This is a genomic window from Streptomyces sp. NPDC040405 (genome assembly GCF_055595765.1).
The window spans coordinates 112,485-134,924 of the sequence record NZ_JBVIVI010000009.1 but is presented as its reverse complement, the minus strand read 5'-3'; the positions used below and the strand labels follow the sequence as shown (position 1 = coordinate 134,924).

The 22,440-nt window shown below is 72.6% G+C and carries 23 protein-coding genes; 10 read left to right on the top strand and 13 right to left on the bottom strand.

Translation table 11 applies throughout. The features are described from left to right. Positions 1–63 precede the first annotated feature (63 nt). The 3 genes from ACZ59A_RS32020 to ACZ59A_RS32010 all read right to left on the bottom strand — a co-directional run bounded on the left by ACZ59A_RS32020 (position 64) and on the right by ACZ59A_RS32010 (position 2,029). The gene (locus ACZ59A_RS32020) at positions 64–675 is read right to left on the bottom strand and encodes a hypothetical protein (protein WP_470965932.1); all 612 of its coding nucleotides are present in this window, start codon (positions 673–675) and stop codon (positions 64–66) included. A 248-nt stretch (positions 676–923) separates the two neighbouring features. Continuing rightward, a complete protein-coding gene (locus tag ACZ59A_RS32015; RefSeq protein WP_468044442.1) occupies positions 924–1,163 on the bottom strand; it encodes a DUF397 domain-containing protein in 240 nt (79 codons plus the stop codon). Then, positions 1,163–2,029: a helix-turn-helix domain-containing protein gene (locus ACZ59A_RS32010; RefSeq protein ID WP_468044440.1), complete on the bottom strand. Its 867-nt coding sequence runs from the start codon at positions 2,027–2,029 to the stop codon at positions 1,163–1,165. The genes ACZ59A_RS32015 and ACZ59A_RS32010 overlap by 1 nt, the downstream gene beginning before the upstream one ends. 292 nt (positions 2,030–2,321) lie before the next feature. Between ACZ59A_RS32010 and ACZ59A_RS32005 the strand changes: the two genes are divergently transcribed. Then, positions 2,322–3,722 carry a hypothetical protein gene (locus ACZ59A_RS32005; RefSeq protein ID WP_470965928.1) on the top strand — a complete coding sequence of 467 codons (1,401 nt, stop codon included), beginning with the start codon at positions 2,322–2,324 and terminating at the stop codon, positions 3,720–3,722. Between the two features lie 126 nt (positions 3,723–3,848). On the opposite strand, the gene ACZ59A_RS32000 is transcribed toward ACZ59A_RS32005, so the two are convergent. After that, complete coding sequence (locus ACZ59A_RS32000) at positions 3,849–4,682, bottom strand: SDR family NAD(P)-dependent oxidoreductase (RefSeq protein ID WP_470965926.1); 834 nt, start codon at positions 4,680–4,682, stop codon at positions 3,849–3,851. Between the two features lie 354 nt (positions 4,683–5,036). Between ACZ59A_RS32000 and ACZ59A_RS31995 the strand changes: the two genes are divergently transcribed. From ACZ59A_RS31995 to ACZ59A_RS31985, 3 genes are read left to right on the top strand one after another with little or no spacing between them, the layout of a single operon-like run. Next, a complete protein-coding gene (locus ACZ59A_RS31995; RefSeq protein WP_470965923.1) occupies positions 5,037–5,618 on the top strand; it encodes an ATP-binding protein in 582 nt (193 codons plus the stop codon). After that, positions 5,615–6,091 carry a hypothetical protein gene (locus ACZ59A_RS31990; protein ID WP_470965921.1) on the top strand — a complete coding sequence of 159 codons (477 nt, stop codon included), beginning with the start codon at positions 5,615–5,617 and terminating at the stop codon, positions 6,089–6,091. Before ACZ59A_RS31995 ends, ACZ59A_RS31990 begins: the two co-directional genes overlap by 4 nt. A gap of 50 nt (positions 6,092–6,141) precedes the next feature. Continuing rightward, on the top strand, positions 6,142–6,903 hold the full coding sequence (locus ACZ59A_RS31985) for a sulfite exporter TauE/SafE family protein (RefSeq protein ID WP_470965918.1): 762 nt from the start codon (positions 6,142–6,144) through the stop codon (positions 6,901–6,903). Between the two features lie 7 nt (positions 6,904–6,910). On the opposite strand, the gene ACZ59A_RS31980 is transcribed toward ACZ59A_RS31985, so the two are convergent. Next, entirely contained in the window at positions 6,911–7,759 is an 849-nt protein-coding gene (locus ACZ59A_RS31980; RefSeq protein ID WP_470965916.1) for an ergot alkaloid biosynthesis protein, read from the bottom strand. Beyond that, positions 7,752–8,177 carry a nuclear transport factor 2 family protein gene (locus ACZ59A_RS31975; protein ID WP_470965914.1) on the bottom strand — a complete coding sequence of 142 codons (426 nt, stop codon included), beginning with the start codon at positions 8,175–8,177 and terminating at the stop codon, positions 7,752–7,754. The genes ACZ59A_RS31980 and ACZ59A_RS31975 overlap by 8 nt, the downstream gene beginning before the upstream one ends. Before the next feature lie 96 nt (positions 8,178–8,273). Here ACZ59A_RS31975 and ACZ59A_RS31970 point away from each other — a divergent pair, with 96 nt between their 5' ends. The 4 genes from ACZ59A_RS31970 (at position 8,274) to ACZ59A_RS31955 (ending at position 13,311) form a co-directional block, all read left to right on the top strand. Next, positions 8,274–8,906, top strand: coding sequence for a TetR/AcrR family transcriptional regulator (locus ACZ59A_RS31970; protein WP_470965911.1), 633 nt, complete (start codon positions 8,274–8,276; stop codon positions 8,904–8,906). Positions 8,907–9,062: 156 nt separating this feature from the next. Further along, positions 9,063–9,917 (top strand): caspase family protein, encoded by an 855-nt coding sequence (locus tag ACZ59A_RS31965; RefSeq protein ID WP_470965909.1) that lies wholly within the window; start codon positions 9,063–9,065, stop codon positions 9,915–9,917. An 88-nt stretch (positions 9,918–10,005) separates the two neighbouring features. Then, positions 10,006–12,120 carry a SpoIIE family protein phosphatase gene (locus tag ACZ59A_RS31960; RefSeq protein WP_470965907.1) on the top strand — a complete coding sequence of 705 codons (2,115 nt, stop codon included), beginning with the start codon at positions 10,006–10,008 and terminating at the stop codon, positions 12,118–12,120. Positions 12,121–12,171: 51 nt separating this feature from the next. Further along, positions 12,172–13,311 (top strand): asparaginase, encoded by a 1,140-nt coding sequence (locus ACZ59A_RS31955; RefSeq protein ID WP_470965904.1) that lies wholly within the window; start codon positions 12,172–12,174, stop codon positions 13,309–13,311. A 1-nt stretch (position 13,312) separates the two neighbouring features. On the opposite strand, the gene ACZ59A_RS31950 is transcribed toward ACZ59A_RS31955, so the two are convergent. The 3 genes from ACZ59A_RS31950 to ACZ59A_RS31940 all read right to left on the bottom strand — a co-directional run bounded on the left by ACZ59A_RS31950 (position 13,313) and on the right by ACZ59A_RS31940 (position 16,731). Then, positions 13,313–14,659 (bottom strand): erythromycin esterase family protein, encoded by a 1,347-nt coding sequence (locus ACZ59A_RS31950; protein ID WP_470965902.1) that lies wholly within the window; start codon positions 14,657–14,659, stop codon positions 13,313–13,315. Between the two features lie 83 nt (positions 14,660–14,742). Next, positions 14,743–15,375, bottom strand: coding sequence for an MBL fold metallo-hydrolase (locus tag ACZ59A_RS31945; protein WP_470965900.1), 633 nt, complete (start codon positions 15,373–15,375; stop codon positions 14,743–14,745). A 57-nt stretch (positions 15,376–15,432) separates the two neighbouring features. After that, positions 15,433–16,731 (bottom strand): amidohydrolase family protein, encoded by a 1,299-nt coding sequence (locus tag ACZ59A_RS31940; RefSeq protein WP_470965897.1) that lies wholly within the window; start codon positions 16,729–16,731, stop codon positions 15,433–15,435. A 35-nt stretch (positions 16,732–16,766) separates the two neighbouring features. Between ACZ59A_RS31940 and ACZ59A_RS31935 the strand changes: the two genes are divergently transcribed. Then, positions 16,767–17,204, top strand: a complete 438-nt coding sequence (locus tag ACZ59A_RS31935; protein ID WP_470965894.1) for an Lrp/AsnC family transcriptional regulator — start codon at positions 16,767–16,769, stop codon at positions 17,202–17,204. Positions 17,205–17,209: 5 nt separating this feature from the next. Here the strand turns inward: ACZ59A_RS31935 and ACZ59A_RS31930 are convergent, their stop codons facing one another. The 3 genes from ACZ59A_RS31930 to ligD form a co-directional block, all read right to left on the bottom strand. Beyond that, positions 17,210–18,397, bottom strand: a complete 1,188-nt coding sequence (locus tag ACZ59A_RS31930) for a trans-sulfuration enzyme family protein (protein ID WP_470965891.1) — start codon at positions 18,395–18,397, stop codon at positions 17,210–17,212. A 180-nt stretch (positions 18,398–18,577) separates the two neighbouring features. Further along, the gene (locus ACZ59A_RS31925) at positions 18,578–19,564 is read right to left on the bottom strand and encodes a GlxA family transcriptional regulator (protein WP_470965889.1); all 987 of its coding nucleotides are present in this window, start codon (positions 19,562–19,564) and stop codon (positions 18,578–18,580) included. Between the two features lie 28 nt (positions 19,565–19,592). Further along, positions 19,593–20,597 (bottom strand): non-homologous end-joining DNA ligase, encoded by a 1,005-nt coding sequence (gene ligD / locus ACZ59A_RS31920; RefSeq protein WP_470965887.1) that lies wholly within the window; start codon positions 20,595–20,597, stop codon positions 19,593–19,595. Positions 20,598–20,678: 81 nt separating this feature from the next. On the opposite strand from ligD, the gene ACZ59A_RS31915 reads away from it, so the two are divergent. Then, entirely contained in the window at positions 20,679–21,740 is a 1,062-nt protein-coding gene (locus ACZ59A_RS31915) for an ATP-dependent DNA ligase (protein ID WP_470965884.1), read from the top strand. A gap of 30 nt (positions 21,741–21,770) precedes the next feature. On the opposite strand, the gene ACZ59A_RS31910 is transcribed toward ACZ59A_RS31915, so the two are convergent. After that, complete coding sequence (locus ACZ59A_RS31910; RefSeq protein ID WP_470965882.1) at positions 21,771–22,433, bottom strand: dienelactone hydrolase family protein; 663 nt, start codon at positions 22,431–22,433, stop codon at positions 21,771–21,773. Between the last annotated feature and the right edge of the window lie 7 nt (positions 22,434–22,440).

The window sequence follows — 22,440 nt, the reverse complement described above, 5'->3', positions numbered from 1 at the left end:
GGACTTCTCCTGCCGTGCGTCATGCCTGTGAGAGGCTCCAACTTACCCACTACGACCGGGAGTTCAGCGGTTCCCGGCGTAGCGGCGGACTGGTGAGCGAATCCGTGGCAGGCGGCGGGCGAACGAGGCCGTCTGGAGCGTCACCGGAGTCTCGCCCGGGCCCGGCTCCGCGCCGGGGCCGGAACCGGGGTCCATCGGCGGCTCCTCGTCGACCGTGACCACCGGGGCGTGCTGCGCGAGGGTCCGGAAGGCGTGGTCGAAGCCGGTCAGCGCGGCGTCGATCTCCGCGAGGTCCGCCGCACCGGCGCCGCGCGCGGCCAGCCGGTCCTCCAGCACGGTCACGGGCGCGGTGACATGGACGAACGCCCCGTCGCCCGCGGCCACCGCGTCCGCGAAGTCGAATGCCTGGATCCAGGTGACCCGGGAGCGCCCGCGCCGCAGCGGCCCGTAGACCAGCTCGCCCACCAGCCCCGCGTCCACCGCGAGCGCCCCGTCGTGCTGGAGCAGCTCGCGGTAGGGGCGGACCGGGTCGAGGTGCGGGAGGTCGGGGGAGGCACGGGTGACGGCGAAGCCGTGCCGGTCCGCGAGCCCGGACAGCAGCCCGTCCCGGCGGACGCCGTCACAGCCCTCGACGATCAGTGTGCGCCGCTGTGGATACGCATCCTGGAGCTTCATCCCGTCTTCCCGTCGTTCCGGAGCGACCCGGATTGGATGGAGGGACGACACCGCCGCCCGCCACGGCGCCTTCAGTGTGCGTGGCGGGGTGGCGGGGGCGGGAGTGCGCTGCGGGGTTGTGCGGTTGTGCGACCGTAGTGGTTTTCGAATGGTGGCCCGTGTGGGGGTGCGCCCGGCGCGTATCGGGGGGCATCCGCCGAGGCGGGCCGGGCGATGCGGCGGGCCGGGCGAGGGCGCAGGCCAGGCGGCTAGGCGATGAGGAAGTCGGCGCCGCCCGCCTTGGCGGCCTCCAGGAAGGAGGCGACCTCGGAGCGGGTGTAGATCAGCGCGGGGCCGCCCGGGTCGGTGGACTGACGGAGGGCCACCCGGCCGTCCGGCAGCCGCTTGGCCTCGATGCAGGTGCCTCCGTTGGACCCGCTCCAGGGCTTTTGCCAGCCCTCCGTGCCGAGGTCCGTGGCGGGCATCCCGGTGTAGACGGGGTCTGTCATCACAGCTCCTTACGCAGTTCGGCCAGGATGGTGCTGGTATCGCCGATCGGGTCCGCCTGGACGGCCATCCGGTCCAGGACCTCCAGATAGGCCACGACCTCCTTCGGCCGGTCCACATAGACCGCGCCGGTGAGGTTCTCGGTGTAGACGACGTCGGGCAGTTCGGAGAACCCGAAGCGGAAGTAGTGGAAGGGGCCGAAGGCTCCGGGGTGCGGCCCGGACGCGAAGCGCATGACCTGCAGCCGGACCTTGGGCATCGACAGGGTGTCGATGATGTGGTCGATCTGGTTCCGCATCACCTCGCTGGGGCCGACGGGGCGGCGCAGCACCGTTTCGTCGAGGATGGCCCACATGATCGGCGCGTCCGGCTTGGTGAGCAGGATCTGCCGCTGGAGGCGCAGCGCGATACGGCGCTCCAGCTCCTCCTCGGTGTCGTTGGGGAAGCCGATACGGAGCACCGCCCGGGCGTAGTCCTCGGTCTGCAGCAGCCCGGGGACGTAGTGCGGCTCATACGCACGGATGACGGTGGCCTCGCTCTCCAGGCTGACATACGCACTGAACCAGTCGGGCAGTACGTCCCGGAACTGATGCCACCAGCCAGGCTGGTTGGCCTCCCGGGCGAGGGCGAGGAAGCTTTCGATCTCCGGTCCCCGGACGCCGTAATTCCGCAGCAGTTCCTTGACGTACGGAATCTTGAGGCCGACTTCCGCCTTCTCCATCCGACGCACCGTCAGCGGGGTCACTTCGATGGCCTGAGCTGCCTCTTCGAAGGAAACCTTGGCCCGCTCCCGAAGGTGCCGCAGTCGCTTGCCGAGGACCCTGCGTAAGACGGTGGGGGCGGCGCCGCTCGGCCGTGCCTCGCTCACGTCCCGCCTCCCGGAGTGGCTGTCATATGCCTGCACAGTGTGCCTGGACAGTGTGCCACGAGCCCGACGACACAGACAGAGCTATGCGGATCGTTCTGAAATTATCAGAACGAAGGTTGCGGGGTGAGCGACTCACCACGCATAGTGAGCAGGTGACCCATCTCACCCTCCACGGCGGGGGCTCCCAACCTCCTTTGTCCACAACGTCGTTGACGCAGCCGATGAGCGGTAAGGCGCCGCGCGGCGGGGATCCCGAAACCTTCCGTGGCGCGTGCCGGGGAGGGTTACGGTGATGCCGGGCGCACAGCCGGGAAGCGGGCGCCAGAGTGCCCCCGCCAACGCCGCGTTGGCCGCGGCCCTGAAGGAATCCGGGTGCTCCTACGCCTCGTTGGCGCACCGGGTCAACGAACTGGGCCGCAGGCAAGGACACGAGTCGAACTACGACAAGGCGTCCGTCACCCGCTGGCTGCAGGGCGGACAGCCGCGCGGCAACACGCCCGAGCTGATCGCCGCCGTGCTCTCCCACCGGCTCGGCCGGCCGCTGGCGCCCGCCGAGCTCGGCTTCATCGCCGACCGTCAGCGCCCCGTCGTCGCCAGAGCGCTGGCCTACCGGGAGGACGTAGCAGAGACCTTGCACACGCTCGCCGAACTCGGCTCCACCGATATCTCCCGCCGCAGCCTGCTGGGCGCGGTGCCCTTCGTCGCCGGAGCCCTGGTGACCCCACAGCGCGAATGGCTGCTGTGGCTGGTCGAGAACCAGGACACCCCCCGGCTCTCCTCCGCGGCCGATGGCGGCCGTGTCGAGCAGGTCCACGCGGCCATCAGCATGTTCGACGAGATGGACAACCGCTTCGGCGGCGGCCAGGTCCGCGCCAGCATCGTGCTCTATCTGTCGACCGAGGTCGTGCCCATGCTCCAGCAGCGCGGCGCGCCGCCGCACGAGCGGCGCCAGCTGTTCACCGCGGCCGCCAAGCTGGCCGCGATGGCGGGCTGGAGTTCCTACGACAACGCCGAATACGGCCTGGCCCAGCGCTATATGACCCAGGCGCTGCGGCTGTGCGCCGAGGGCGGTGACCGGGTGCTCGGCGGTCAGATCCTGGCCGGGCTGTCCCATCTGGCCACCAACCTCGGCCAGCCGGACGCGGGGGTCGAGCTGGCCAGAGTCGGCGTCGCCACCGCGAAGCACGCGGGCAGTCCGCTCGGCCTGATGCGGCTGCACGCCATGGCCGCCCGCGGCCATGCCGCGCTCGACCAGCCCCGGGAGGCGTCCAAGTCGCTGCGCGCGGCCGACGCCCAGCTGGAGGCGAGCCGGGGCGCCCCGCAGGAGTCGCCCTGGGTGCGCTTCCTCGACCACCACTATCTGGCGGCCGAGGCGGCCCTGTGCTTCCGGGACCTGGGAAACGCGGCGGAGGCCGAGAACTCGGCCGCCGAGTCGGTGCGCGCCAACGCCGACCGGCGCCGCCGCCAGGCCATCAGCCGGTCCGTCCTCGCCACGGCCTACCTCCAGCAGAACCGGCTGGACGAGGCCATCGGCACCGCGGGCGAGGCGCTGGACACCCTCAGCGGGGTGCACAGCGAGCGCTCGATCCAGGCGCTGCGCGACTTCCGCAGCAGGCTGCGGCCCCGGCGGGGCGAGCCCATGGTGCGGGAATTCGAGCATCGCTCGCGGGCGGTGCTCGGGTCAGCGGCCTGACGGCCTGACGGCCGCGCGCGGCGGGCCCCCGGAGCGGGGGACCGGGGGGCTGCCGCGTACATCGGGCGCGACGGGCGCCGGGGGTGTCACCCGATCCGGGGTGGCACCCCCGGCGCCCCGTTGTCGTCAGTAGCCGTTCGGGGTGGGGGCGTTCTGGGCCCGGTCCACGGGCAGATGGGCGCCCGAGACCCCGCTCGACGCGTCGGACAGCAGAAACGCCACGACCCGGGCGACCTCCAGCGGCGTGACCAGGTCGCCGCCCGGGACCTCGGCCGTGAAGCGGGCGTACCTCTCGGGCTCCGAGGCACGCATCCGGTCCCAGCGCTTGCCGGGGATCAGCATCGAGCCGGGCGACACGGCGTTCACCCGGATGCGGTCCGGGCCCAGCTCGCGGGCGAGTGAGGCCGCCAGATGGATCTGGGCGGCCTTGGCCGCCCCGTACTGCGCCTGCGGTCCCGGCTTCCAGCCGGAGATGGAGGCGATCACCACCACCGAACCGCCGCCGCCGCGCCGCAGATGCGGCACCGTGGCCTTGATCAGCCGCGCCGTGTGACCGACGTTCAGCTCCCAGGTCGCGGACCAGTCCTGGGCGTCGGCCTCCTCCAGTCCGCGGCCTCGTGCGCCCCCGGCGCACGCCACCACGCCGTCCAGTCCGCCGAAACGTTCCACCGTCGCCTGGGTGAATGCCTCCAGCCGGTCCGGCGCGGTGAGGTCGAGGGCCTCGGTGAACAGCGCGCCCGGCGCCTGCGTAGGTAACGACGCCTCAAGGGCCCGCAGGTCCTGAGCCGTTCGCGCGCAGGTGGCCACCCGCGCTCCGGTCGCGGTCAGCAGCCGCACGATCTGTTCGCCGAGCCCCCGGGTGCCCCCGGTGACCAGCACCCGCTTGCCGTCCAGGCGGAACATATCGGACGGACCGGACCCCGCGGCCGGGGCGGATTCCCCGCCGCGGTCGCCGCTCACGCCTGCCTCGCCAGGACCGTACGGCCCGAACCACTACGCCCGTACAACCGGACAACCCCCATGCCCTCTCGCCCACCGGTCGGTTCAACCGTTTTTCTACATGACGGTGACCGATGACGCTCCGAGCTGCCTTCGAAGGAGGAACCATGCCGGTATCCGGCACCAACCGCGACCGCGTCGACGCCGTCCGTGGCAGCCGGTCCAGGCGGGTCGGACGGGGGGCGCGCACCAACCGCCACCGGCTCAGACGCAGCGCCGTCAGTCGTCAGCAAGCGCCTACCCGCGTAACGGAACATCAACCACCCCATGTGCCTGTATGTCATGAGAGCCCACAGACCGACGAGGACGGACACCGTGAGCCGATCCCTCCCAGGACTGCCGCAGCGGCCGGCACCGGCCGATGACGAGGACCTGGGGCGCGACCGCCCTGCCCTCGCGGTGTCCGTCAACCGCCACTGCATCCGGATCACCGGGCCCGAACCGCGCGGGGAGGGGCTTATGAGCGCCCTCGTCACCCGTCGGCTCTTCCGGGCCGAATTCCCCGCCCTTCCCGACCGTGCCGCCGCGGTGCGGCGCATGGTGACGGGCCATCTGAACGACTGGCGGCTCGGCGCGCTCGTGGACGGCGCCGTCCTCGCCACCAACGAACTGTTCGCCAACGCGGTCGAGCACGGCAGCGCCGGCCCCGCCGACACCGTGACCATCACCGTCTCCCTGGAGGTCGCCGACGGATGCTTCGGCCATGAGCTGCGCGTCGAGGTGGCCGACGGCTCGCCCGTCATCCCCATCTTCCGCAGCGCCTCGCTGACCGAGGAGTCCGGCCGCGGTCTCGCCATAGTCGACTGCCTGGCCAGCGACTGGGGCACCGAGCCGCCGGACCCGGGGGGCGAGGGGAAGAAGGTGTGGTTCACCCTGCCCCTCGAGCACGCCTCATGAGCCCTGTGGGCGGCACCGTGCAGACCGACGCGGCCGACTGGCTGCTGGCCGCCAGCGACGAACCCGGGCGGGTACGGCTCCAGTGGGCCAGCGGCGACGGACTCGCCGATCTGCCGGTGGGCACCGTCTTCGACCTGGTCCGGATGGCCGACGACATCGGTACGGCGGTGATCCAGGCCCTCCAGCGGCGCGATGCCGCGACCGGGCCCGTGATGCTGGCGACCTCCAGCCATGTGCTGACCTTCCTCGTCCCGCCCGGGTCCGCGGCCGAATGGAAGCGCTGGCTGGCCGGGACCCCGTACGCCCGCCGCCGCACGGTCGCGGCGGCCGGGGCGGGCCGGGTGCTGCGGTGCCCCCGCCCCGGGTGCGTGCGGCGCGGCCACATCTGGCTGACCCGGCCGGGGGAGGGCCTCACCGACAGCCGCACGCTACGGGCCGCACTGGACGAAGCCGCGGACCGCCCGATGCCGTAGCGCCACCCCGCCGTATCCGCGCAGGTGGGTACGTAGCATCGTGTCGTGGCATGAACACCATCGCGCTCTGGGAACTGGCCGCGCTGGCCGGTGCGGCCCTGCTCGTCGGCTTCTCCAAGACCGCCGTCAGCGGGGCCAATACGGTCAGCCTCGCCATCTTCGCGGCCGTACTGCCCGCCCGTGAGTCGACGGGGGTGCTGCTGCCGCTGCTCATCGTCGGCGATGTGATCGCCGTACTCACCTACCGGCGGCACGCCCACTGGGCCACCCTGTGGCGGCTGCTGCCCGCGGTCGCGGTCGGGGTGGTGGCGGGCTGGGTGTTCATGCTGTGGGCCGACGACGCGGCGGTGCGCGTGTCGATCGGCGCGATCCTGCTGTTCATGGCCGCCGTCACGGTGTGGCGACGGCGTACGGGGGCGGACGCGGCGGCGGCCGACCAGCCGGCCGGTGGCGCCGGGGGCCGGGCCAAGGCCGGTTCGTACGGTGCGCTCGGCGGGTTCACCACCATGGTCGCCAACGCGGGCGGCCCGGTGATGTCCCTCTACCTGATCTCCTCCGGCTTCCGGAAGCTCGGCTTCCTGGGCACTTCGGCCTGGTTCTTCTTCATCGTGAACGTGTGCAAGGTGCCCTTCAGCGTCGGGCTCGGCCTGATCGACCGCCACTCCCTGCTGCTGGACGCGGGCCTCGCCCTCTTCGTGATACCCGGCGCCATCCTCGGCAAGCTGTGCGTCGACCGCATCGACCAGCTGCTCTTCGAGCGGCTGGTGATCGCGGCGACCGTGGTCGGCGGCCTCCAGCTGCTGCTGCGCTGACGCGGGCCTACGCCCAGGCCGCCCGGTGGGCCTTCGCGAAGTCCCGGAACGACCGCGGTGCGCGGCCCGTGATCCGGCGGACCGCGTCCGTCGTACGGTCCTCCGCGCCGCCCCGGATGTCCTCGTCGAGGCCCGCCAGCATCGCCGCGAAGTCCCGCGGTATCCCCAGCCCCGTCAGCCTCTCCCGCAGCGCCTCGGCCGTCACCGCGACATGGCCGACCGGGCGCCCGGAGACCTCGGCCACGATGAGCGCCGCCTCGGCGTAGCCGAGCGCCTCCGGGCCGGTGAGGACGTGGTCCGTGTTGTGCGGGCGGTCGTCCAGCAGGGCCCGGACGGCGACGGCGGCGATGTCGTCCGCGTCGACGAAGCCGACCCGGCCGTCACCGGTGGCGGTGACGATCTGCCCGTCGCCGCGGATGGCGTGGGCCACCGCGTGGTCGCCGGTGAAGTTCTGCATGAACCACGACGGCCGCAGCACCGCCCACTCGGGCACCGTGTCCCGTACGAACTGGTGCAGCGCGCCCAGGACCGGCGCGCCGCACGGGACCGCGGAGGAACTGAGCAGCACCACCCGCCGTACGCCCCGGTCGAGCGCGGCGGTCAGGAACGGTTCGACCACGGGCATCGGATCGGCCTCGCCCACGGGGGCGACCAGATAGATCCGCTCCACCCCGGTCAGCGCGGCGGCATGGGTGGCCGGGTCGTACCAGTCGAAGCGCACCCCCTCCGCGCCCGCCGCCGGATCGGGCCGCCGGGCGGCGGCCCGCACCGGCGCGCCGCGCTCCCGCAGCAGCGTCGCGACGCGCGAGCCGGTGGTTCCGGTCGCGCCGATGACCAGCACGCCGGGTTCAGCCATCGGTCCGGCTCCCCTCGGCGGCGAAGCCCAGCTCCCCGTTCAGCAGGAGCGGATTCCAGTAGTCCCGGTACGAGGCGATCTCGCCCTCCCGGACGGTGAGGACGGCCACGTAGTCGATCCGCTGCGGGCGGCCGGAGGGGACGGCGACGGCTTCCACCGTGAACTCCACGATCAGCACGGCGGGGTCGGCGGTCAGATGGACCGTCTCGTGGGCCACGGCCCGCGGATCGATGTGGTCGGTGTAGTCGCGTACGTACTCCCGCACCGCCTCGCGCCCCTCCAGCCTGCGCGGCCAGCCGGGCGGGGCGAACGGGAACTCCATGGTGCCGTCCTCGGCCCACAGATCCGCGAATCCCCCCATGTCGTGGGCGAGCAGACGCTCCTTGATCCGCTCGTACACCGTGACGCGTGCGTCCATGACGTGTTGCTCCTCCAGTGAATGGACGGGACGGTGTCGTCCCGTCGCACATCTAAACAGAACGGTACCGTCTCGTCCATCTGCTACTCTCGGGCCATGCCGGATCCCTCTCGCCCCGCCCCGCCCACCCGACGCGCCCCGAGCGGCGCCGCCACGCTGCGCCCGGACAAGACCGAGGCCATCCGCGCGGCCGTGCTCGACGAACTCGCCGAACAGGGCTACGGGCGGCTGTCGATGGAGGCGGTCGCCAAGCGCGCCGGGGTCGGCAAGAGCGCGCTGTACCGGCGGTGGGCCTCCAAGCAGCAGATGGTCATCGACGTCGCGTCCGAACTGAGCGTCGCGATGGTCGACCTGCCCGACACCGGGACGCTGCGCGGCGATGTGCTGTCCGCGCTGCGGGCGGTCGCCGACTGGCTGACCCACCCGCGGTTCAGCCGGATCCTCCCGGACCTGATCGCCGAGGCGCGCCGGGACGAGGCGCTGGCGCAGGCCCTCGCCACCACCATCGGCGGGCCCCGCCGGGCCCGCGCGATCGGCGTGCTGGACCGCGCGGTGGCGCGGGGCGAGCTGCCGCCGGACACCGACCGCGAGCTGGCGCTCGATCTGCTCGCCGCGCCCGTCTACTGGCGCATCGCGGTGCGGGGGGTGCCGCCGGAGCCCGGCTATCTGGAGCGCACCGCCGACCTCGTCGTGCGCGCCTTGTCCGCCGGGGGCGCGGAGCGGCCTTAGGTCCGCCGTGGCGGAGCGGCCGCAGGTCCTCCGGATGGGCCCGGAAAACAGGGCGGAGCGGTACGTATCGCCGCATCATCCTGGGGAGGGCGAACCCTCGCCCGCGGGGCGGCCGCGCCGCGCACTGTCCGGTCGACCGCCACCCGAGGAGCCCCCATGCCCACCGGTCTCTCCGTGCACATAGGACTCAACCAGGTCGACCCCGTGGCGTACGACGGCTGGAGCGGTGAGCTCACCGCGGGGGAGCGGGACGCGACCGACATGGCCCGGCTCGCCGCTGCCGCGGGCTTCGAGGTCACCGGCCCGCTGCTGAGCGCCGCCGCCACCGCCGAGGCGGTCACCTCCGCGCTGGAGACCGCGGCCGGGCGGCTGGCCGAGGGCGACATCCTCTTCCTCACCTACTCCGGCCACGGCGGCCAGGTGCCCGACCTCAACCACGACGAGACCGGCGAGCGGCTGGACGGGACCTGGGTGCTGTACGACCGTCAGCTGGTCGACGACGAGCTGTTCGGGCTGTTCGGCAAGTTCGCCAGGGGCGTGCGGATCTGGATGCTCTCCGACAGCTGCCACAGCGGTACGGTCGCCCGGCGGCTGCCCGAGGTGCTCAGCGCGGGTGAACTCGGCCGCCGCTTCGCCACCGACGACCCCCGCGAGGTCGGCAGGCGGCTGCGGGCGATGCCCCAGCCCGTGCAGTCCGCCGTCTACGCCCGCGACCGCGGCCTCTACGACCGGATCCAGAAGACCTGCACCGCCAAGGACCTCGCGAAAATCGACGCCACGGTGCTGCACATCTCCGGCTGCCAGGACAACCAGACCTCCGCCGACGGCACGGTCAACGGGCTGTTCACCGGCACCCTGCTGGAGATCTGGCGGGGCGGCGCGTTCCCGGGCAGCTACCGCGCCCTGCACCGGGAGATCGTCAGGCGGATGCCCCCGGACCAGACCCCCCATCTGGTCCTGGCCGGAGCCGAGCGCCCCGGCTTCGCCCGGCAGCGCCCGTTCACCATCTGACCGTGCCCGCATCCCCCATCGGTGGTGCGGTGGTGCCCGGGGCGAGGTATGACAGAGGGAGGGCACGGCGAGCCCGTGAGGTGCCGGTATGACGACGCATGACCGTCTTGACCAGGACAGCGAGGCGGACCCGACGGCCGAGGACGGCCTGACCACGGTCGCGGGCGGAGTGCTCGACGTCCTGCGGGTCGCCGCCGTGGTGCTGGACGCCGACGGCCGGATCACCCTGTGGAGCCCCGAGGCGGAGCTGCTGTTCGGCTACCGCGCTGCCGAGGCCCTGGGGCGCCGCGCCGACCAGCTGCTCGTCAACCCGGCGGACCGGCGGGCGGCCGTGGACCTGTTCGCCCGGGTCCGGGCGGGCGACACCTGGGCGGGCGTCTTCCCCGTCCGGCGCCGGGACGGCACCACCGTGCGCGTCGAGTTCCACACCATGGGCCTCCACGACGTGCACGGCGACGCGTACGCCCTCGGGCTGGCCGCCGACGAGGGGACCGTACGGCGGGTCGAGACCGACCTGGCCGTATCGGGCCTGCTGATCAAGCAGTCGCCGGTGGGCCTCGCGGTCTTCGACACCGAACTGCGGTGGCTGCGCGCCAACCCGTCGCTGCAGCGCATGAACGGCATGCCCGAACCCCTGGTGCGCGGGCGCCGGATCAGCGAGCTGCTGCCCGGGCTCGACACCGAGGCCATCGAGACCGCCATGCGGCGCGTCCTGGCCACCGGGGAACCGATCCTGGACCAGCAGACCATCGGCCGGACCCCTGCCGACCCCGACCGCGACCATGCCTGGTCGGAGTCGTACTACCGGCTGGAGGACCCCGGCGGCCGGGTCCTGGGCGTCGCCGTCTCGGTCATCGACGTGTCCGCGCGCCACCGGGCGGCCAGCGAGGTCGCCGAGGCGCGCGAGCGGCTGGCCGTCGTCGCCGACGCGGGCGTCCGCATCGGCACCACCCTGGACCTGCGGCAGACCGCCCAGGAACTCGCCGATGTGGCGGTGCCCCGGCTCGCCGACCTCGCGGCCGTCGACGTCCTCGACGCGGTGGTGCACCGCGAACCCGTGGCCCGGGTACGGAGCGACGGCTCGGCCCGCTTCCGGGCGCTCGCCGTCGCCGCGGGCTATCCCACCGAGGCCGTCGACGCCGCCGACCCGGTCGGCGAGATCGCCCGCTACGGCCCGAACCGCCTGATCGCCCAGTGCGTGCGCGACGCCACGCCGATCCTGCTGCCGCGCACGTCCGAGCAGGACATACGCCGTATCGCGCGCGACGAGGCCGCCGCCGAGATGCTGCGGCGCGAGGGCGTCCACTCCTACATCGCCGCCCCGCTCATCGCCCGCGGCGGCGTGCTCGGCACCCTCAGCCTGCACCGCACGGTCAACCCCCGGCCGTTCGACGAGGACGACCTCACCCTCGCCTGCGAGCTGGCCACCCGTGCCGCCCTGGCCATCGACAACGCCCGGCTGTACGGGCGTGAACGCGACGCCGCGCTCACCCTCCAGCGCAGCCTGCTGTCCCTGCCGCCGCGCGATCTCGACGGCCTGGAGACCGCCTCCCGCTATCTGCCCGCGGTCAGCGCCGCGGGCGGCGACTGGTTCGATGTGCTGCCGCTGCGGGACGGCAGGGTCGGCCTGGTCGTCGGGGACGTCATGGGCAAGGGCATCCACGCCGCCGCGATCATGGGGCAGCTGCGCACCGCGACCCGCGCCTTCTCCCAGCTCGGCCTGGAGCCCGTCGAGCTGCTGCGCCACCTGGACGAGATCACCCAGACCCTGGGGGATTCCATCGCCACCTGCCTGTACGCGGTCTGCGACCCGCGCACCGGGCACTGCGAGCTGTCCACCGCGGGCCATCTGCCGCCGGTCCTGGTCCACCCGGGCGGCGGCGCCGAGCTGATCGACACCCCCAGCGGCGCCCCGCTGGGCGTCGGCGGCGTTCCGTTCGCCGCGGTCGACTGCGAACTGGCCGAGGGCGCGGTGCTGGCCCTGTTCACCGACGGTCTGGTGGAAAAACGGCACGAGTCGCTGGACGTCGGACTGCACACCCTCGTCCAGCTGCTGCGCCGCCACCACCAGGGCCCGCTGGACCGGATCTGCGACCAGGTGCTGGCGGCGCTGCACGGGGCGCCGGACGACGACGTGGCGCTGCTGCTGGCCCGGCTGTGCGGGCGCTCGCCCTCCGCCGGAGAACGTGGTTACGGTGGATAGTCCGTTCGTATATGCCGTATCTGCCCGTAAATGCCGCTTTGAGTGGTTCCCATGCACCAGATCGCCCGCGGTTCCGCCGTCCTGATCACCCTGATCGCCGTCGGCCTCGGCACCCCCGCCGCGGCCCTCGCCGTCGCCGGACAGTCGCCGGGGCCCCGGGGCGGGCCCAAGCCACAGGTCGCCGTCATCGGCACCGGCGGCACCATCGCGGGCGTCAGCAAGAGCCGGGTGTCCTTCCAGAACTACGAGTCCGGACAGCTCCCGGTGTCCCGGCTGGTCGAGGACCTCAGGCCCGAAGTGAACCGGCTCGCCGACGTCACGACACGGCAGTTCGGCAACAAGGACTCCAACGACTACTCCGTCCCCGAGTACCGGCGGCTCACCGCCGCGGTCGACAACGCGCTGCGGACGAACGACGCGGTCGTCGTCACCACCGGCACGGACACCATGGAGGAGTTCGCGTACTGGCTGGACCTCACCGTCCGCAGCGACAAGCCCGTCGTGCTCACCGGCGCTCTGCGCCCGTGGACGGTCATCGGCTCCGACGGCCCCGCCAACCTCTTCAACGCGATCCACCTCGCCGCCAGCGGCCGCACCACCTGCTTCGGCACCGTCGTCATGCTCAACGACCAGATCCAGGCCGCCCGCGAGGTCCGCAAGGCCGACGCGTCGCGGCTGAACGCCTTCACCAGCGGCAGCAGCGGTGAGCTGGGTGTCGTCGACCAGAACCACATCCGCATCGACCGGGCCCCGGCGCGCGTCCGGGAATGCGGCAAGCCGGGCTGGAAGACCCCGTTCGACCTGGACCGCATCGCCCGGCGGCCGCTGCCGAAGGTCGAGATCGCCTACAGCTACCAGGGCGCCGGGCCCGAGGCCATCAAGGCGTTCGCCGACGCGGGCGCGGCCGGTGTCGTCACCGCGGGCACCGGCGCGGGCGGCCTCTCCCCGGCCATGACGGAGGCCCGCGCGGACGCGGTGAAGAACGGCGTGCTCTTCGCCTCGGCCTCCCGCACCGGGTCGGGGGCGGTGTACGACCCGCACGTACGCGGCGTCGTCGGCGCCCAGGACCTGACCCCGCAGAAGGCCCGGCTGCTGCTGACCCTGTCCCTGGCGCGGACCCACAACGAGGACCGGATCCAGCACTGGTTCACCACCCTGGGCCCAGAACGCCTGGTGGCCCCGCGGCGGTAGATCAGGTCGTCGACAGGAGATCCGCGGCCGTGACGCGATGGAGGTGGATCAGCACGTCGAACTGGCGCCCGAGCGAGGTTGGATAGGGGTCCTCCGGCCAGGCGTTCCCGATGGAGCGGGTCAGCCGCTTCGCCAGCAGCCAGTCCCGCGCCGGTTCGGGCGCGGCCCGCAGATCGATGTAGTAGTCCCGGCGCGAGACGCGCTCCAGCACCTCCTCATTGCTGCCCGCGCCCAGCGGCTCCACGGAGAAGCGGCGGTAGGGCTCCTCCGGATCCGTCAGATCCATCGCGTTGAACGAGCCCTGCCCGAAGGTGTAGCCGATGTTCACGTATCCGGCTCCGACCGTCTCGCGCAGGAACTCCCCCTGGGTCTTCGGATACTGCTCAGGGTTGTCGGACTCGTAGGAGACATGGCCGTTGTGGGCCGACAGCAGCATCCGGTGGCCGGTGTGCCGCTGCCACCACACGGTGTTCTCCGCCATGATCTGGTCGCGGTAGAGCATGGCCCGGGCGATCTTCTCCGGGTCGGAGAGGTCGTAGTACGCGTAGAGGGTGCCGGTCTGGGAAATGGCCCTGGCGTGCTGGAGAGCCCACTCGTACGCCCTCCGGTCCCCGTCCGGCCCCTGCGCCCGAAGCAGCTCGTAGGCGCGCCGCACGTCCGTGGCCGTCCGCTCGCGCTCGGCGGCGGGCTTGGCCAGGTTCTCGTTGACGGTCTCCGCCACGCTCCCGGTCGGCCGGAGCGCGCGGTAGGAGCGGCGGAACTCCGGCAGCAGCCGCGGGTGGTGGGCGGACACATAGTCCGTGACCTCGTCGAACAGCTGAGGTCCCGCGTAGCCGTTGTCCTCACCCATGAACCGCACGGGGTGGTCGGGGTGGCGGACGTTGTGGGTGCGCATCCACCTCAGCAGATCGAGGTATTCGCGGGTGTTCCATATCCGGTAGGAGCTCTGGAACTCCTTCCGCATGATCTTCTCCGGGTCGCCCTTCCCGTGCAGCACGTACGCGTTGAGGACCAGGCCGGTGGACCAGGGAGCCTCCAGCGCGAAGGTGGTGAAGCCCTTCTCTTCGACGAGGTACCGGAAGACGCGGTGCTTCATCGTGAAGAACTGCCGGGAGCCGTGCGTGGCTTCACCCAGTCCGACGATCTTCGCCGAGCCGATCATGCGGCCGAGCGGGCGCAGATCCCCGCCGGGGGCGCCGGGCTCCGTGGTGCGCAGCGGCTGCGCGACGCGCGCCAGTTCACGCACCGGATCGGTGGTGGTCCTCGCGCTCGCGTGCGCCGGCGGGGCGGCGACGGTCAGTGCCAGCAGGAGCAGCAGTATCCGAGGTAATCGATGTGATCCAGGCATGGGTCAAGGCTGCCGACGGCGGCAGGTCCCGGACAGCCTGCCACCGTCAGTTCTCCTCCTGGGGACAGCCACAGGGCCGCGGGTCAGGTGAACCAGTGTCGGCCCTGCCCGGTGAGTACGCGGCCGGACTCCAGCTCGGGGAAATGGGCGCCGACGCCGATGGCCGCCCCGTCCTCGGGTTCACGGAACAGCCGCTCGCGGACCTGCTGCGCGAGCTGGGGATCCACGTCGCCCATGGAATGCCAGGTGGGCTCGTCCGGCTGGACCGGGCAGACGATCGCGTCGCCGAGCAGAATCGCGCGGCGGACTTGGGAGGCGACGATGACACACAGGTGTCCGGGTGTGTGTCCGGGCGTCATCGTCAGGGTGATGCCGGGCGCCACCGTGGTGCCACGGTCGAGCAGTTGGAGGCGGCTGCCCCGCTCGGCGGTCGCCTTGAGGCCGTCTCGGATGTGATCGGGCATCGCCCCGTCCGGGCCGTCGAGAAGCCGGCGCGGGCTGTGGTCGTCGATCGCGGGTCCCATTCCGGCGTCCACGAGGACGACGCGGTCGCCGGTGCGGACGAGGAAGCAGCCGATGGGCAGCCAGGCCATGCCGTCGGGTGGGAGGAACAGGTCCTCGTGGCCTTCGGGGCGGGCGTGCTCGCCGAAGTAGGCGGGCGAGGCGCGGAAGGTCCCGTCGGTGAGGGGATGGATCTCGATCTCACCGATCCGCATCAATTCCTCCGGTGCTGTGGGTGATGAACCGGTGTGGCGGCTCTTGGGTGGGCACGGTCACGCCGCCTTCGGCCCCGGACGCCAGGTGCCGTCGAGCGGGATACCGGCGGCCGCGGCGACCTGGTCGCGGGATGCCACCAGCCGTGCCTTCAGCGCGGGCAGGTCCACGTCCACCAGCACGCCGTCCCGCTTGACGACGCGGCCCGCGACGAGAACCGTGTCGACCAGGCCGGGGTGACCGGCCGCGACGACCGTGCCGGCCGGACCGGCTGCCGGGAGCACGGTGATGTCGTCGGTGCGCAGCAGGATCACATCGGCGTCCTTGCCGGGCGTGAGGCTGCCCGTGCGGGCGGCGAGTCCCAGCGCGTGGGCGCCGTCGACGGTGGCGAACTCCAGCAGGTCCCGGGAGTTGAGGCCACCGTCCAGGCCACGCTGCACCACGAAGGCGGTGCGCATGGTGGCGAACATGTCGCCGCCGACAGAGGGGACGTCGTCGATGGAGAGTGTCGGGCGGACGCCCGCGGCCAGCATCCGGCCGGTCATCGGCCAGCCGAATCCCATCCTCAGCTCGACGTCCGGGCTGATCGACACCGAACTGCCGGCGTCGGCGAGCATCCGCAGCTCGTCGTCGCCGAGCCCGTTGGCGTGCACGAACGTCGTGGTGTCCCGCAGCAGCCCGTGCTCGCGCAGGTCCGCGATCGGGCGCTGAGTGCCGTCGGAGGTGACGTGGACGCTGGTCCGCAGGTCCAGCTCGGCCGCCAGCTTCAGCTCCTCGGCGACCGTGTCCATGGAGGTGTCGTCCGCGCCGCGCAGCCCCAGTGCCATGGTGACCAGCCCGCCCCCGGGAAGCGCGGACCGCACACGGCGGACCTCGGCATCGACCGGGCCAGTGGTGCCCCACCCCGCGCCGTGGCAGAAGACCGAGCGTCCGGCCGTGTCGCGCAGCGCCTCGACGGCGGCGTCCGCGTGCTCGGGGCCCTGCGCGCAGTGGAACCAGTCGAGCATCGTGGTCACACCGGAGTGGAGGGCCTCCAGCCGACCGAGCAGGGTGCCCAGGTAGACGTCCTCGGGCCGGTAGTGAGGCTTGAGTGTGCCGTGCATCGCCACCGCCCACTCGGGGAACGTCCAGTCCGCGCCGACGCCGCGGAACGCGGTCTGCCAGGTGTGCCGGTGGGTGTCGACGAAGCCGGGCATGACGATCCGGTCGGTCGCGTCGATCACCTCGGCGCCCGGAGCGTCGATCGCCTCGGACACCTCGGTGATCACACCGTCCTCGATCAGCACGTCACCGCGTTCGAGATCGCCGACAGCCGGGTCCATGCTGACCACGGTGCCGCCGGTGAGCAGGATCCTCATCTGAGAACTCCTCCTTGAGTAAATAGTCTGCCCTTATGGATGATGTAGATCGGGCGATCCTCGCCGTGCTCGAAAAGCACGGGCGGATCAGCAACGCGGAGCTCGCCGCCCGGGTCGGCCTCTCGCCGTCACCCTGCCTGCGGCGCGTGAACCGGCTCGAGGAAACCGGAGTGATCCGCGGCTACCGGGCGGAGATCGACCCCGCCGCCCTCGGCCGCGGCCTCCGCGTGTTCGCCGGTGTCCGGCTCATGAGACACAAGCGCGGCGACGTGACCGCGTTCGAGCGCGCGGTCATCCAACTGCCCGAGGTGGTCCACGCCCATCACGTCACCGGCAACTACGACTACCTGCTTCAGGTCGAGGTCGCCGATCTGGCCGCCTACGAGGACTTCCACGCCAACCGGCTGGCCGATCTTCCCGGCGTCGCCATGGTGAACAGCTACGTCACCATGAAGACGCTCACGGCGTCCTGACGCGGTCACCGGTGGCGGTGACCGGTGGCGGCCACCGCGTCGGCCGCGGCGAGTGCGTCGGCGACCAGGTCGGCCGTGTCCTCGGTGCCCGCGGCCAGCCGGACCAGGCCCGGCGGAACCGAGGCGGCGATCTGGTCCTCGCTGAGCATGCCCTGCCACATGGACGCGGGGTGCACGGCCAGCGATTCCACGCCGCCGAGGCTGGCCGACCGGCGGGCGTAGCGCAGGTGGCCCAGGAACGCGTCGGCCGCCTCGTAACCGCCGGTGAACTCGATGCCGAGCACCCCGCCGAACCCCTTCATCTGACGTGCGGCCAGCTCGTGCTGCGGGTGGGACGCCAGGCCGGGAAAGTGCACACGGCTCACGGCGGGGTGGTCGTGCAGGGCCTCGGCGAGCGCCTGGCCGTTGGCGTTGTGCCGGGGCACGCGCAACGGAAGCGTACGCATCCCGCGCAGCAGCAGCCACGCGTCGAACGGGCCGAGGACGGCGCCGGTGAGCAGACCGGTCTCCCAGATCCGGTCCAGCTGCTCTGCCGGGCCGGCCAGCGCTCCGGCGGACACGTCGGAGTGACCGCCCAGGTATTTGGTCGCGCTGTGCCAGACCAGATCGATGCCGAAGTCCGTCGGGCGCTGGTTCAGCGGAGTGGCGAAGGTGTTGTCCGCCATGGTCAGTACGTCGTGCGCGCGGGCCAGGTCCGCGACGGCGCGCAGGTCGGTGATCCGGAGCAGCGGATTGCTCGGGGACTCCACCAGGATCAGGCGGGTCTGTGGGGTCAGCGCCTTTTCGAACGCCTCCGGGTCGGTCTGGTCCACCAGGGTGGTCGACACGCCGAAGCGGGGCAGCAGGTTCAGCAGTACCGAGGCCGTGCCGCCGTAGGTGGACCGCTGCCCGATGACGTGGTCGCCGGTGGACACCAGGGCCAGCACGGCGGTGGTCAGCGCGGCCATCCCGGACGCGGTGACCATGGCCGCCTCGGTGCCCTCCAGTTCCGCCACGACGGCCGCGACTTGGGCGTGGTTCGGATTGCCGAAGCGGGTGTAGAAGTCCTGGCCCCGCCGGTCGACCGCGGCCTGGGCGAACGTCTGCGCGTCCTCGGCCGAGAACGCCGCCGTCTGGTAGATGGGCGGCGCCACGGCGTGGCTGGGCCGGACCTCCCGATCGGCATGGACGGTGACGGTGCTGCTGCCCGGCATGGCCGCTCCTTCGTGATCCCTCGACATGACGCCATCAAGCGTGGTCGACGGGTACGTCGAGGCGAACCGATCTCGGCAATCTTGGCAGGATATTGCGCCGGAGCAAGGCGCTGGATTGTGCTAGAGGAGAGATTCGAGCAACTCTGTGCCCCTCAGGGTCCTCGGCCACTCACCACGGCCCTACTCCCCGCGGAACGTGCAGCGGTACGCGCTCGGCGAGACGCCCAGCGCCTCGCGCAGATGCGTCCGGAGCGACGCCGCCGTGCCGAAGCCTGCCTCCGCGGCCACCTGGTCCACCGACAGGTCCGTCTCCTCCAGCAGCTGGCACGCCCGCTCCACCCGGCGCTGCGTCAGCCACGTCACGGGCGTCATCCCGACCTCCTCGCGGAACCGGCGCGAGAACGTCCGTACGCTCATCGACTCGCGCGCGGCCAGCTCCGCCAGGGTCAGCGGGCGGTCGAGGCGGGTCAGGGCCCAGGCCCGTGCCTCGCGCGTGGTGGAGCCGCGCGGCGCGGGGACGGGGCGGCGGATGAACTGGGCCTGGCCGCCGTCGCGGTGCGGCGCCACCACGGCGCCCCGTGCGACCTCGCCCGCCACCGCGGAGCCGTGGTCGAGCCGGATCAGATGCAGCAGCAGGTCGATGCCGGAGGCGTCTCCGGCGGAGGTGAGGATGTCGCCCTCGTCGGCGTACAGGACGTCGGGGTCCAGCGCGACCGCCGGGAACAGCGCCCGGAACTGGTCGGCGGCCTGCCAGTGCGTCGTCGCCCGGCGGCCGTCCAGCAGCCCGGCCGCCGCCAGGACGAAGGCGCCGGTGCAGATGGAGGCGATCCGGGTGCCGGGCCGCCGGATGAGGGCGAAGGCAGCGGCCAGGGCGGGGCCGAGGCGGCCCTCGGTCTGCGGCTCGTCCTTCTCGTTGGCGGCCGGGACGATCACCGTGTCGGCCTCGGCCAGCGCCTGCGGGCCGTGGGCGACGTTCACGCTGACGTCGGAGTCCGTACGCACCTCACCGGGCACCAGCGCACACGTCACCACCTCGTACAGCGGCTCGCCGGACGCCGAGACGGCCCGCCCGAACAGGCGGTGCGCCATGCCCAGCTCGAACGGCAGCATCCCGTGCCGCACCAGCACGGCCACCCGGTGCCGGTCCGGATGCGCGAAGACAGCCATGCCGCGATTCTCGCACCCGACGCGCGGCTCAGTGCTTGGCGCGGCTCGGCTGAACCCGCTTCGGCTCGCCCTTCACCTTGGGGTGCTCCGGCGGATACGGAAGGTCGCCGAGGCCGTGCTCCCGCTCGTCCCGGTCGGCCAGTTCCAGCGCGGCGTCCAGCCGGTACGCGTGCTCGTCCATGTCCGCGTGCACATCGCCGACCTCCCGGTAGCGCACCGGCATGGTCGCCAGGTCGAAGTCGCGCGGCCGGGCGTCGGGCACCTCGTCCCAGCGCAGCGGCGCGGAGACCGGGGCGTGCGGATGGGGGCGTACGGAATAGGCGCTGGCGATGGTGCGGTCCCGCGCGGTCTGGTTGTAGTCCACGAAGATCTTCTGGCCGCGCTCCTCCTTCCACCACGCCGTGGTGATCCGCTCCGGTGCCCGCCGCTCCAGCTCCCGCGCGACCGCGATCGCCGAGCGCCGGACCTGGGCGAAGGTCCACTCCGGCACGATGGGCACGAAGACGTGCATGCCCCGCCCGCCCGAGGTCTTGGGCCAGCCCCGCAGCCCCAGCTCGTCCAGCACCTCGCGCAGCTCGCCCGCGGCCCGTACCGCGTCCCGGTAGTCCGTGCCCGGCTGCGGGTCGAGGTCGATGCGCAGCTCATCGGGGTGATCGGTGTCCGAGCGCCGCACCGGCCACGGATGGAAGGTCAGACAGCCGAGGTTCGCGGCCCACACCACGGCCGCCGGTTCGGTGGGGCACAGCTCGTCCGCGTACCGCCCGCTGGGGAAGGAGATGCGGCCGGTCGGGATCCAGTCGGGCAGGTTCTTCGGCGCCCGCTTCTGGAAGAACGATTCCCCCGCCACCCCGTCCGGGTAGCGCTCCAGCGTCGTCGGCCGGTCCCGCAGCGCCCGCAGCACACCGTCGCCGACGGCGAGGTAGTAGCGGGCGAGGTCGAGCTTGGTGAAGCCCCGCTCCGGGAAGTACACCTTCCCGGGGCTGGACAGCCGTACGCTGCGCCCACCGACGTCAAGCTCCACCGTCTCTGCCATACCCCCAAAGCTAGGGCCACTCCGTCCGCTCCACCTCCCGGCGGGCGCGCGGGTTCCGGCGGCGGCACAATCGAAGACATCATGGACCTTCCGGTGATGCCCCCGGTGGCGCCGATGCTGGCCAAGTCGGTGGCCACGATCCCGCCCGGGATGCGGTACGAGGCGAAGTGGGACGGCTTCCGGGCCATCGTGTTCCGCGACGGGGACGAGATCGAGATCGGCAGCCGCACCGGCAAGCCGCTCACCCGCTACTTCCCCGAACTCGTCGACGCCTTCCGCACCCGGCTGCCGCCGCGCTGCGTCCTGGACGGCGAGATCGTCATCGCGCGCGGCGGCCGCCTCGACTTCGACGCCCTCCTGGAGCGCATCCACCCCGCCGACTCCCGGGTGCGGATGCTGGCCGGAACCACCCCGGCGGGCTTCGTCGCCTTCGACCTCCTCGCCCTCGGCGACACCTCCCTCATGGACGCCCCGCTCAGCGAGCGCCGCGACGCCCTGACCGAGGCGCTGCGGGAGGCCGCCGACCCCGTCTTCACCGCCCCCTGGACCGACGACCTCGACGTGGCACGGCAGTGGTTCGAGCGGTACGAGGGGGCCGGGCTCGACGGCGTCGTCGCCAAGCGCCCGGACCTCGGCTACCGGCCCGGCGAACGCGTCATGGTCAAGGTCAAGCACGAGCGCACCGCCGACTGCGTGGTGGCGGGCTTGCGGCTGCACAAGTCCGGACCGGTCGTCGGCTCCCTGCTGCTCGGCCTGCACGACTCCACCGGCCGCCTCCAGCACGTCGGCGTCTGCGCCGCCTTCCCGATGCGCCGCCGCCAGGAGCTGATGACCGAACTGGAGCCGCTGCGCATGGAGTCCGTCGAGGGCCACCCGTGGGCCGACTGGGCGCGGGAGGAGGCGCACGCCCAGGGCCGGATGCCGGGCGCGCCGAGCCGCTGGACCGGCGTCAAGGACCTGTCCTGGCTGCCGCTGCGCCCGGAGCGGGTGTGCGAGGTGGCGTACGACCACATGCAGGGCGACCGCTTCCGGCACACCGCCCGGTTCCGGCGCTGGCGGCCCGACCGGGAGCCGGGGGAGTGCACCTACGCGCAGCTGGAGGAGCCCGTCTCGTACGACCTGCGCGAGGTGCTGGGCACCTAGCGGTACGCGTCGGCACCAAGCGGTACGCGGTCAGCGGGTGGCGCCGCGCTGTTCGGCCATGCGCGCGAACCAGTTCCGGGCCGCCTCCGCCGCCTGTTCCAGCGCTCCGGGCTCCTCGAACAGATGGGTCGCCCCGGGCACCACATGGACCTCGTGCGGCGCGGCCAGCATCGCGGCGGCCTGCTCGTTCAGCCGCAGCACCTCGTGGTCGTCCCCGCCCACCACCAGCAGCACCGGCGCGCCGACCCGGTTCAGCACCCCGCCCGCCAAGTCGGGGCGGCCGCCCCGGGACACCACGGCCCGCACCCGCTCCGGCCGCTCCGCCGCGGCGGTCAGGGCGGCCGCCGCGCCCGTACTGGCGCCGAACAGGCCCACCGGCAGGCCGCCGGTGCCGGGGTGCCCGGCGAGCCAGTCGACCGCCGCCACCAGCCGCCGTCCCAGCAGCGGGATGTCGAAGCGGTGCTCCGCGGTGATCGCGTCCACCCGCTCCTCGGCGTCGGTGAGCAGGTCGAACAGGAGCGTCGCGAGCCCCGCGTCCTGGAGCACCCCGGCCACCGCGCGGTTGCGCGGGCTGTGCCGGGAACTGCCGCTGCCGTGGGCGAAGGCCACGACGGCCGCGGGCTGTTCGGGAAGGACCAGATCGCCCACGAGCAGGGCGTCGTCCGCGGCGATACGGGCGGTCTCGGAGCGCATCGGCCAC